This is a genomic window from Terriglobus albidus (assembly GCF_008000815.1).
GTDB classification, from domain to species: Bacteria; Acidobacteriota; Terriglobia; order Terriglobales; family Acidobacteriaceae; genus Terriglobus; species Terriglobus albidus_A.
This window is the reverse complement of the sequence record NZ_CP042806.1, coordinates 86,136-97,883: the sequence shown is the minus strand read 5'-3', so window position 1 is coordinate 97,883 and position 11,748 is coordinate 86,136. Positions and strand designations below refer to the sequence as shown.

8 protein-coding genes are annotated in these 11,748 nt (G+C 58.1%); 6 read left to right on the top strand and 2 right to left on the bottom strand.

Annotated features, from left to right (window positions below; genetic code table 11):
- Positions 1–39 precede the first annotated feature (39 nt).
- The 3 genes from FTW19_RS00400 to rpmA all read left to right on the top strand — a co-directional run bounded on the left by FTW19_RS00400 (position 40) and on the right by rpmA (position 5,272).
- On the top strand, positions 40–4,383 hold the full coding sequence (locus tag FTW19_RS00400; RefSeq protein WP_147645737.1) for an FG-GAP-like repeat-containing protein: 4,344 nt from the start codon (positions 40–42) through the stop codon (positions 4,381–4,383).
- Positions 4,384–4,644: 261 nt separating this feature from the next.
- Positions 4,645–4,962 (top strand): 50S ribosomal protein L21, encoded by a 318-nt coding sequence (gene rplU, locus FTW19_RS00395; protein WP_147645736.1) that lies wholly within the window; start codon positions 4,645–4,647, stop codon positions 4,960–4,962.
- Positions 4,963–5,011: 49 nt separating this feature from the next.
- A complete protein-coding gene (gene rpmA / locus FTW19_RS00390; RefSeq protein WP_147645735.1) occupies positions 5,012–5,272 on the top strand; it encodes a 50S ribosomal protein L27 in 261 nt (86 codons plus the stop codon).
- Between the two features lie 48 nt (positions 5,273–5,320).
- On the opposite strand, the gene FTW19_RS00385 is transcribed toward rpmA, so the two are convergent.
- Entirely contained in the window at positions 5,321–6,376 is a 1,056-nt protein-coding gene (locus tag FTW19_RS00385) for a hypothetical protein (protein WP_147650393.1), read from the bottom strand.
- A 169-nt stretch (positions 6,377–6,545) separates the two neighbouring features.
- Between FTW19_RS00385 and FTW19_RS00380 the strand changes: the two genes are divergently transcribed.
- Entirely contained in the window at positions 6,546–8,597 is a 2,052-nt protein-coding gene (locus FTW19_RS00380; RefSeq protein ID WP_147645734.1) for a glutaminase family protein, read from the top strand.
- A gap of 201 nt (positions 8,598–8,798) precedes the next feature.
- Here FTW19_RS00380 and FTW19_RS00375 read toward each other — a convergent pair whose 3' ends face one another.
- Positions 8,799–9,158 carry a carboxypeptidase-like regulatory domain-containing protein gene (locus FTW19_RS00375; RefSeq protein WP_147645733.1) on the bottom strand — a complete coding sequence of 120 codons (360 nt, stop codon included), beginning with the start codon at positions 9,156–9,158 and terminating at the stop codon, positions 8,799–8,801.
- Between the two features lie 125 nt (positions 9,159–9,283).
- Here FTW19_RS00375 and FTW19_RS00370 point away from each other — a divergent pair, with 125 nt between their 5' ends.
- Complete coding sequence (locus tag FTW19_RS00370; RefSeq protein WP_147645732.1) at positions 9,284–10,111, top strand: rhomboid family intramembrane serine protease; 828 nt, start codon at positions 9,284–9,286, stop codon at positions 10,109–10,111.
- A gap of 13 nt (positions 10,112–10,124) precedes the next feature.
- On the top strand, positions 10,125–11,072 hold the full coding sequence (locus FTW19_RS00365) for an aldo/keto reductase (RefSeq protein ID WP_147645731.1): 948 nt from the start codon (positions 10,125–10,127) through the stop codon (positions 11,070–11,072).
- The last annotated feature ends 676 nt before the right edge of the window (positions 11,073–11,748 follow it).

The window sequence follows — 11,748 nt, the reverse complement described above, 5'->3', positions numbered from 1 at the left end:
CGTAGGCTGGCGTAGTCCCCTGAATTAATTCCGCCAGTTATGCGATTTCCCCGACTTTTTTGCCTTTTCCTGTTTCTTGCGGTTGTAGCTACTTCGTCCGGAGAAACCTTCCGGAATCCGATAAAGGTTGCTCTGCCCGCTACACCGTACTCGTTCTATCACGCCGATCTGAATAACGATGGATGGGAAGATCTCGTCTATGTGGTGCCGTCGAATGGCGCCGCAGCGACTAGTGTCGACATTCATGTACTGCTCAACCGGAACGGAAGTTATGTCCCAGCGCCAACGATGAGCGGGCTGGTGGATGTTGGGATCGGGTGTGCGCTGACGGATGTGGATGGAGATCATTTTGTCGATCTGACCTGCGTGTATGGCAATACTTCCCTTGCGCAGGTTGCTCTGTTCCGGGGGCAGGGAGATGGTACGTTCGCGGCTCCGCGACCGAAGAGCCTTGGCGGCGTTTCCGTGACTTATATCTCCAAATATGAGTGGCTGTTGCCGGTAGGAGACATGAACGGTGACGGTCTATCCGATCTGATCTTCCTGGATCCGAATGGACCCTTGTTTAACGGAAGCTGGAGCCTTCTAACTGATCGTGCGGGAAGTTTTACGCGAGGATCGGACGTGAATTCGAACTCGCTTCTCGGTGCATTCTTTCTTGATGTCAACGGAGACGGGATACCGGACAAGCTAACCTCTGGCCCGACAGTGGCCCTTGGAAGCCGCAATGGAGCTTTTGGCGCCTCGAAGACATACGGGAAGGATCTCTCCGACACTTGTGCTTTCGGGGATATCGACGGCGATGGTGTTCCTGATGCCGCATGCTTTCACACATATGCTGTGAACGGTGACATCACTGGAAAATGGGGCCTCTGGCTGTACAAAGGGCATATCGACGGAAGTTTTGATGGGACACCGTATCTGAAGATGGACTACGGTGACCAATCGAATGAGTATGAAAACTATGGAACAGTCGGATATCCATTCGCCATTGCGGATATGAATGCAGATGGTCTACCAGATGTCGTGACGACGGGTGTTGATGGAGAGTCGATTTTCCTTCAAAAGACAGACAGGACACTGGCGGAGCCGAGACATTTCGCGACCCGAGCTTCTGATTCCATCGGAGGAGCGTCGGCATTCGGTCCATTTCTCATCGATGTGAACCGGGATGGCCGGCCCGACTTGGTGGGGGCTCATATCAATTCAATCCTGTACAGTCTGACGCAGTCGGACGGCATGCCGCTGGCGCCCGAGGCCTATGAGGTGACTGGCGTGATTGGATACACCGTCACCGCAGATTTCAACGGCGATGGTAATCCCGATCTGATTGCGGGTGGAGATAACTATCTTGCGTTAAGTCTGGGAAAGGGGGATGGAGCCTTCCAGCCGTTCACAAAGATCACAACCGGCTCTGTACATTTTGAAGGCCTGTATCAGAACCGTATGGGGAACCGGTTGGTGAACGGCGATTTCAATGGTGATGGAAAGCAGGACATCCTCGCTTACGGAACGGTAAACACGTTCTTCGCTGATACTGCGTACTACTATCTGCAGGGGAATGGAGATGGAACGTTTCGACCTCCCGTTCCGATACAAAGCGACGTCTATCGTTCGGCAGGCCTACCGATGTATGACCAGATGGTGGTCGCCGATGTGAACGGGGATGGACGCGACGACATTCTGCGCGCACCCAACAACAACGATGGCAAGCTCTACGTTCTGCTGTCGAATGGTGATGGCAGTTTCACCACTAAAATCTCGCCAGTGCCACAGGAGTACTACAACGGTGGAACGTTTGCCTGGGTCGAGAGCCTGCCAGCGGTCGCCGATCTGGATGGCGACGGTAAGGCTGACCTGGCAATCGGCTCTCATGAGAACCTCTATGTGCTCCACGGAAATGGAGACGGCACATTCGCATTGGCGAAGTCGCTTGCGATTCCGCAGCTATATCCGAATCTGACATCGCGTTCCGTCGCGATCGGCGATCTGGATGGGGATGGGAAGAACGATGTTGTTCTGTTGTGGGGCGGTTTTGACTTCGGCGGATCACCCCAGACGGAGCCAAGGACGCAGACGGTGGTCTATTACGGCGATCAGCGCGGCAGCTTCAGCTCCGCCGTTGTGGCGGACACCTCGGCGACGGGCGCCGCGTATGTGCTGCTGGGCGATCTGGACCATGATGGGCGGCCTGAGATCGTAGAGCATGCGGCCGGTACGCTGAACGGGGGAATACAGCTGCAGGTGATCCATGGCACGACGGCCCGCACCTTCGCAGCTCCGGTCCCGTATGTCGCCGGCCAGGGACTTCCGCGTATTCACTTGGTGGATTTGAACCATGATGGTTTTCCTGAAATCGTCGCAAGTAACGGCGATTATAACGGGGCTGCTAACTCGGTTACAGTCCTCATGAACCTGGGAAATGTTCCTCAAGTCACGGGTACCGTATGGGGAACGCCGGAGCCTTCCACCGTGGGTGATCCGGCTGAGCTTCATGTGACCTTGTCACCACCCGGCACCGTAAGTCTGGGCGGCGCAGTCGAGTTCTTCGTTGATGGAATCTCCGTCGGAACTGCTCCAGTATCGAGCAATGCTGCACAGATCATGGCGTCTTCAGTGCTTACGAAGGGAACGCACCGTCTTCATGCGATCTGGAGTGGCGCCCAGGGTTACTCCTCGCTGGAGATGGACGGCGTCCATGCCGTAGTGGGCCTTCCTACGCTCCTGACGCTCACGAATGCGCCGTTGTCGACACAGGCGGGTGATAACGTGCATTTCACCAGCGTGTTGTCGACAACGTCGACATCGGCTGCGGGAGCCTCGGGAACCGTAGGCTACGTCCTCGATGGTGGATCTGTGATCCGCACGGAGACCCTGGGCGGCGCCGGTTTGCCGCGGACAAGCGCCTGGGATACCGCATCGCTGCCCCGTGGGACACACAGCATTACCGTCACCTATTCCGGAGACGATAACTACGCCGGAAGTTCGGCGACCGTCAGCCAAACGGTGGAAGGCATACCTCAGACGATGACGCTGTCGGTATCTCCAGTAACCTCCTTTGTTGGTCAAGGTATTGTGCTGATGGCGACTCTTGCGGACGCGCGGAGTTGTGCGGTCTGTGTGCGCTCGGGTTCTATCTCCTTTTATGACGGAACGACTTTGTTGGGGAAGGCCAATGTCGGGGTAAACGGAGTTGCTTCGCTGACGACGAGCTTTGCAAGCGCAGGCAGTCGCACCGTGCATGCCAGCTTCGACGGAGATGACTTCCGCCTGCCGGCGACTGCCGATGCTGCCGCGCAGGCGCAGCGCGCGGATACGACGATGAAGCTGGCCTCGTCGAAGAATCCGGCGTACTCAGGGGAGTCGATTACGTTGACAGCGTCGCTGACGAATGTGCCGGCGGCCGCGCCGGTCAATGGAGGAAACATAGTTTTTGCTGTAAACGGCGCTCCAATCGGGACGGCAAAGACAGATGCTTCGGGGAAGGCGGTGCTCCCTTGGATCTTGCGGACCGGTACATGGACGGTGACCGCTACCTTCGTGCAGACGGCAAATTACAACGGCAGCGCGTCGACGTTATCCCAGGGGATTGATCGATCACCTACAGCGATAACTCTGACAGTATCGGCGCCGCCGGTGTACCAGCATGCCGCGGTAACGCTGAGCGCGCAGGTCAGCGCGCTGACGGGCATTCCGTGCACCGGACAGGTGCAGTTCCTGGAAGGCAGTACGGTCCTGGAATCGGTGTACGTGCCAGTCAATGGTCCAGGCTCGATCCAGACCTCGACACTGCCCGTCGGCAGGCACAGCATCACCGCAAATTATCTTGGAGCAGCAGAGACGGATGTCTCATCGTCAGCAGTGATGACCATTGATGTTCTTCCCTGGGACTTCGGTCTAAGTTCGGATCCAACCGCGACGGTGTTACAAACAGAGCATCACCTGACCTTCACTGCGACGGCGCAGAGCATCGGCAACTTCTCTGACACGTTGAGCTTCACCGCCGAGAATCTGCCGGAGCACATGACGGTGAACTTCACGCCACAGGCTCGGTTCCTGAGTACGGGAGGAACGGCTAACGTTTCGGTCTACCTCGATACCGATGACGTGATCGGGTTCAAGAGCGAGGTCAGGGGTGGCAGAGCAACGACGGTTGTGGCCTGGTGCTTGTTGGCGCCGGGGCTGTTGTTGCTGACACGCCGCAGAAAGAAGATCATGCTTCCCGGGATAATGATCCTGCTGGTGGCTCTTGGAATGTCCGGGTGCGGAAATAAGTATCCGGCGTCGGTAACCCCAGGGGACTACACCATTCGGATTCGTGCAACCGGACGGGCGACTGGGCTGTCGCATGTGTTGGAGCTTCCCGTAAAGGTGACTCGCTAGAGTACTCGCGGGATTTGGGGTTGCACAATGCATGGTGCAACCTGATTTGAGGCCTAATCCCCATTTGCACCCGGCCCCAAAGTGGGGTAAACTTTCTAAGTTTGGCGATGCGGCCGTTTGTCCTGGGGCTGGAGTCCTGAAGAGTGGACTTGGTGAAGGATAGAAGGCGGCTTGGAAGCAGGCCTGTTTCGCCCCTTGCAATACCAATGAGATTTCCGGGCAGAGTGCCATAGGGTGCGACTGTCTGTGGAGGGTTTGACCATGTACGCAGTGATTCGCACCGGCGGTAAGCAGTACCGCGTTGCTCCCGGCGAGACCGTGAAGATCGAAAAGCTGGCCGTCGACGGCGCAGTTGAGTTTTCTGATGTCCTGGCCGTGAGCCCGGAAGAGGGCAAGTTCGAGAAGCTGGACGGCGCTAAGGTGCTGGCCGAAGTTGTCAGCGAAGGTCGCGGCGACAAGATTCTGGTCTTCCACTACAAGCGTAAGAAGCAGTACAAGAAGCTGCAGGGTCACCGCCAGAGCTTCGTTGAGGTCAAGATCAACGAGATCCAGGTGAACGGTAAGAGCTTCAAGGCTTAAGATTTGATTTCGGCCGGGAACGCCCGGCCCATGAACGAGGTTCAAGGCAATGGCACATAAAAAAGGTGGCGGTAGTTCTTCTAACGGACGCGATTCAAACGCGCAGCGGCTTGGCGTCAAGGCATTTGCCGGTCAGGTTGTGACGGGCGGCAGCATCATCGTGCGTCAGCGCGGTACACCGCTGAAGGCCGGTCTGAACGTCGGCCGCGGTAGCGACGACACGTTGTTTGCCAAGATCGACGGCCGCGTGAAGTTCACCGACCGTGGCCGCCTGGGACGCTTTGTCTCGATTGAGACTGTCTCGGCCTAAGCAGGTTTGTAGTCGAGCAAAAGCCCCGCCTTGCGGGGCTTTTGCTTGTTAAGGATTTTTCGTTTCCGCAACCTTCTCCACGTCCAGCGGAGGAGAGGTGTTGCGGTTTCTGAGCCACTCTACGGTGACCCCCTTGGTGGAGCGCTTCTCCGGCGGCAGGTTCTTCAGGTCAGGCATGTAGACCTCGACTCCGGCCTTCTCCGTCATGCGAGTGGTTCCATAGACAAGCTGTGCCTGATAGTTGGCCAGGTCGAGCTCGAACCAGGGATCGTCAGTTGCATCGATCATGGTGAGGTCGGCCTGCCGCATGCTGAGTTTGCCGAAGTCGAGTGAGCCGCCCACCAGCCGTAGAAAGTTGTGCCACTGCGCCAGCTTCTGCTCGTCCGTGTCGGCATTGCCATAGATGACCTTCAGTTCCTCGCCCGAAGGCGTGACGCTGCTGATCTGCCCCTGAATGTGAGGCGGAGGGAGGAAGCGTTGCGTATCGAGATAAAGATCGTTTTCGGAGACCTGGACACCCTCTACGCCGCTGCTGGGAACAAGATCTTCGGCATTGACATGAAAGACGCCGAGCAGGCCCTTCATCGGGATCTTCAAGACGCTGATCTTATTCAGATGAAACTTCAGGCGCCCATCGGGAAGAGGGGACAAGACACCCCGGAGCTGCACTGGCAGTGACATTAGTTTGTGCAGCGTGCCATGGACCTGAATCTCACCGTTCTTGCTCTCTCCATCCTTGTTCTCGATGGAGATGTCGGTCAGCGGCGATTTTCCTGTCTCTCCGGAGTTCAGGTAGTCGGCGATATCGGCCAGCTTGACGTTGATGACGCCTTTCTCGATCTCAAGCAGGAACGACTCCGGCAGGTCGAAGGAAGGGTGCTGCCCCGTGCGGGTGGAGCGCATCTGTCCACGGATCCAGCGAACGTAGACGCGGAAGTGCGGGCCTTTGCGAAGCATGACGTTATGCGCATAGAGGCGCGTGGGCTCATGGCCATCTGGTGCGGGCCGTGTGCCGGAGGGGAGCGTGGCATCCGGGCGCAGGATGTATGCACGGCTTTGCCGGCCCAGCCAGAAGACGATGGCAAACGCTACCAGAGCGAGCATGCTCCACGCGATGGAGCGTGGGGAACGGCGCAGAATCATCCGTAGATAGATGCGTGAGAGGGAGTTTTCTTTTGATTTCGCCCGTATGAAAAGTGGATCGCGCTACGAGAGACGCGTCGTTGTGTCGGCTGGTGGTCATTACGGGGAGCGCTCCTGTACCCTGTCGGGCATGGCCATAAAGACGTTTGTGGCGGCGTTGGCCGCCCTGCTCCCCCTGTCTGCTGCGGCGGCGTACGCGCAGAATGAACGTAACCCGGCAACTCCTCTGATTGCGTTCGATCCCTACTTCAGCGTCTGGTCGATGGCAGATCATCTTACGGACCAGAACACAAAGCACTGGACTGGAACAGAGATGCCGATGCGTGGATATCTCCGCGTGGATGGCACTTCGTATCGCTGGATGGGGCGGGGCCCCGGATCGGCTGCTGCGATGGAGCAGAAGGCTCTGCGCGTGACTCCGACACAGACGGAGTACACCTTTGAGGGTGGCGGAGTCCGGCTGCAGGCGACCTTTCTTTCCCCAAGTCTGCCGACGGACCTGGAGCTGCTGGCACGGCCGGTGACCTATCTGACCTGGCAGATTTCTGCTATCGACAGCAAGCCGCACACGGTCGAGCTCTACCTGGGTGTCGATACGCGCATCGCCGTGGACTCGCCGGATCAGCAGGTGACCTGGCATCGTGCCCGCGTGAGTGGAATGGACGTGTTGAGCTCCGGCTCCGTTGAACAGAGAGCACTGGTACGTGCGGGCGATAACCTGCGTGCCGACTGGGGTTACTTCCATCTTGCGGTTCCGGCGGAGGCTGAAGCTGTAACCTCGCTTAGCGCCGACAGTGCGACGCAGTTCCTGAAATCGGGGAGCCTGCCGCAGGATGACGATCTGGATCAGCCGCGTGCTGCCGGCCGTGCGCCGCAGCTTGCGATGGAGATAAAGCTGCAGGTTCCCGCATCGCAGACGGTAGAGCGTCATGTCGGTCTGGCCTTCACGCAGCCCCTGGCGATCGAGTATCTGAACCGCCGCCTCAAGCCCTACTGGGCGCGAGACGGGAAGACACCGCAGGCGATGTTGACCCAGGCGATGCAGGAGTATGCGTCGGTGGTCACGCGGTCAAAGGAATTCGACGAGAAGCTGACGTCGAAGCTGCTGAAGGACGGTGGCCCGGTGTATGCACGCCTGGCCACGCTGGCTTTCCGCCAGACGCTGGCGGCCAACGGGCTGGCGGCTGATCTGGATGGCTCACCGCTGCAGTTCCCGAAGGAGAACTTCTCCAACGGCTGCATTGCGACAGTGGATGTGCTGTATCCGTCCTCGCCGTTCTTCCTGTACTTCAATCCCGCGTTGCTGGAGGCACAGCTCAAGCCGGTAATGGAGTATGCAGCGTTGTCGCGGTGGAAGTTTCCCTTCGCACCGCACGACCTGGGGACGTATCCGCTGGCGAATGGACAGGTCTATGGCGGCGGGGAGCGTACCGAGGATGACCAGATGCCGGTCGAAGAGAGCGGCAACATGCTGCTGATGATCGCCGCCATGGGCCGCGCTCAGGGCGATTGGCACTTCGCCAAACAGTACTGGCCATTGCTGGTGAAGTGGGCGGCGTATCTCAAGGACAAAGGCCTGGATCCGGAGAATCAACTCTCCACCGATGACTTTGCCGGCCACCTGGCGCACAACGCCAACTTGTCCATCAAGGCGATCGATGCTCTGGGAGCGTTTGCGGAGATGGCCAAAGGCGTAGGCGACGACAAACTGGCAAAGGAGTATGCCGGTGTAGCTGCGGAGATGGCGAAGAAATGGAGCGATCTTGCCCGCGAAGGAGACCACTACAAACTGGCCTTCGATGCGGCTAACACGTGGAGCCAGAAGTACAACCTGGTGTGGGACGATCTGCTGGGACTGAAGCTATTCCCGGCGTCGGTGAAGAATACCGAGCTGACTTTCTACAAGACCAAGCTCAATCAATATGGCCTTCCGCTCGACAGCCGCAGAGACTACACCAAGCTGGACTGGGAGCTATGGACCGCCACGTTGGCCGATGATGATGCGACTTTCCACACGCTTGTCGATCCGCTGGGGAAGTGGCTGGACGAGACACCAACACGCGTCCCGCTGACCGACTGGTACGACACCAAGACCGGCAAGCAGGAGGGCTTTCAGGCTCGTTCGGTGGTGGGAGGAATCTTCATCAAGTCGCTTCGCCAGAGCGGTTTAGGACACAAGTAGACAGTTTGTTACGAACATGACGAAAGCCCCGCGTTGAGCGGGGCTTTTTGCTTTCGCACCTTTTGTTTGTCATTTCGGAGCGATGGGGTCCCCGGACAGCTCTGCTGTCTGGGGCAAAGCGTAAGCGGAGAAATCTGCTTCTCTACCGTGCTTCTTACCGGCCACAATCCGAAGATCCCTTCGGGATGACAAAAAGCACGCCTAGTTAACCTTCAGGTTGATCTGGAAGGCGTTCTTGCTGTCGAAGGAGCTGACCGTCTTGGTGTTGCTCTTCTTGCCCTCGTGCACGGCCCAGAGCTCGTAGTCGGTGTTCTGGGAGAGCTGGCCGAAGCGGTAGGCTCCGTCCTCGCTGGTGATAAAGCTCTTTACGGACTGGGTGCGGGTGTCCTTCAGGTAGACCACGGCCCCCTTCAGGGCGCCGTCAGAGCCGTCGATGACCTTGCCTTCCACGGTGCGCTGCTTCTGCTGCGCCACGGCAGCGGTAGGCATTGCGATCGGCAGAGCAGCCGCGGCGGTAAGGCCGGCGGCGACGACAAGGCGAATTAAGGACAGGCGACGCATATCACTGAGTATAAACACCCGTTAAAGCCCGAAGATGCGGTGAATCGTTCCGGGCTGAGGCCGCCGGCGGGGATGCCTGCGGTAGCCCGGGACGGCGGCTGGGCCGCTGTGATGAAATGGAGTGCATGCGCAGCACCGGACCCATCACGCTGAACCTACCCCACTTTTCCGGCGCGACCCGCAAGCTCATCCTCATCCATCTGGCGTCCTTCTTTGGCTTCCTTGTGCTGGAATGGGCAGCCCGGGATATCGCGCACCTGCTAACCGGATATGTGGTCCTGGTGCCACAGAGTGTCTTCCACGGCTACGTCTGGCAACTGCTGACCTTCATCTTCTACCCGGCTGGTCTTCTGGGGATGATCTTCGCCCTGCTCTCGCTGTGGTTCCTGGGCGTGTGGATGGAGGGAACCTTCGGCAGCCGGCGTCTGGTGGAGCTCTATCTGTTTACCGCTGTCGGCGCAGGTCTGCTGGCCTCGGCGATTTCCTATACGCACATCTTCGGATTGCGCCAGGATCTCGTTGCTGCCGGTCCATGGCCCGCGGTCATGGGGCTGATGACGGCGTTTGCCTCGCTGATGGGCGACAGCGAGATGTATGTCTTCTTCGTCATCCGGATGAAGGCAAAGTATGCGGTCGCGATCTTTATCCTGCTGCAACTGGCGACTGTCATCCAGGGCGGTGATCGTTTTGGTGCATTGGCGGAGCTCTGCGGAGCTTTGTGCGGCTGGCTCTACTTCAAGTTCGCGCCGACGCGTGGAGTTGTCTTCGGCGCCAGCGAGCGTTACTTCGGTCTGCGCAATGGCTACTATCGCTGGAAGCGCCGCCGTGCCGCGCGTAAGTTTGAGGTCTACATGCGCAAGCAGAACCGCGTGGTGAAGTTCGATGAAGAGGGCCGTTACATTGCTCCGGATGACGAGCGCCGCGATCCCCGCGACAGAAAGTGGATGAACTGAGGAGAAGGTTGGGATGGAGAAGAAGCAGCTTGGCCGCTCGGGCCTGATGGTTTCACCGATCTGCCTGGGTGGCAATGTTTTTGGTTGGACGATCGATGAACAAAAGTCCTTCACCATCCTGGATGCATTTGTCGATCGCGGCTTCAACTTCATCGATACGGCTGATGTCTACTCGCGCTGGGTTCCGGGTAACAAGGGCGGCGAGAGCGAGACGATCCTCGGCAACTGGTTCGCCCGCAGCGGCAAACGCGACAAGGTGGTGCTGGCCACGAAGGTCGGCATGGAAGTCGCCGAAGGAAAGGGCCTGCGTAAAGCGCACATCGTGAAAGCCGTGGACCAATCGCTGCAGCGGTTGCAAACGAGCTATATCGACCTCTACCAGGCGCACACGGATGATGCCGAGACTCCGCTCGAGGAGACGCTTGGAGCCTTTGCATCACTAGCGCAGGCCGGGAAGGTGCGTGCGATCGGAGCCTCGAACTACACCGGTAAACGCCTCGCCGTCGCTCTTGATATCGCCAAACAGAATGGATTTCCGCGATACGAGTCGATCCAGCCACACTACAACCTCGTAGTACGTCAGGAGTATGAAGAGGGTGTGGAACCGGTGGTGGATAAGCACAACATCGGTGTCATTCCTTACTTCTCGCTGGCTGCCGGATTTCTTACAGGGAAGTACAAGTCGAAGGCAGATGCGGAAGGCGCAGCGCGCGCGGGCTATGTGACCAAGTACTTTGACGAACGCGGAGAGCGCATCCTGAAGGCGCTTGCGGAGGTCTCGGCATCAACCGGCGCCAAGCAGGCAACAGTAGCGCTGGCGTGGCTGTTGAGCCGTCGTACCGTCACCGCTCCCATTGCGAGTGCGACGAGCCTCGAGCAGTTGCATGAAGTGCTGGCTGCGGCGGAGTTGAAGCTGCATCGTGATGACACGGTGAAGCTGTGTAAGGCGAGCGCGTTGTAAGCGCAGCTGCTGGTTGCTCGTTCCTGGTTGCTAGTTGGTATATTCGGTGCCCATACACTGGGTGCCCCATCCATTGCGTAGCAATGGGTGGGATGTTCGAGCGAAGCTCGAATCGTATTTTTTGTTTTGTCATTTCGTAGCGACCAACGGGAGCGGAGAAATCTGCTTCTCTACCGATGCTTCTTACCGGCCACAATCTGAAAAGCAGATCCCTGCGGGATGACAAACAAAAAAGGTTCGCGCGAAGCGCAAACATCCTAGCCATCGCGTTATCACCCCAACAACGAACAAGTTCGTCGGGGACCCCGATATGCGATGGATGGGGCACCCAGAGCTTGGGTTATTCCGAAATGAACTTGCACGATTTTTCCAGAAGTGCATAATAGACAACTAAGCAGTACAACGGAGCAGGCGTTTTGAAGACCCATCTTCACAACAACGCGATGAGTGCAGGCCGGAACGCAATGTTCGCGGCGACTGCGCGTGTTCTCTCCGTTGCGGCCACGCTCTGTGGTTGTTGCCGCTCACGATAGCTTTCCGGTCAACGAGAGTGTGAGGGCGTGCATGCGCTGCTTGTTACCTCATATCGTTGACCACCCTCTGACAATTTGAAGCGATTTACCGCGGAGTCTCATATCCGCGATATCGCATCGTCTTCCGGTGTTGCGTGCGCCTT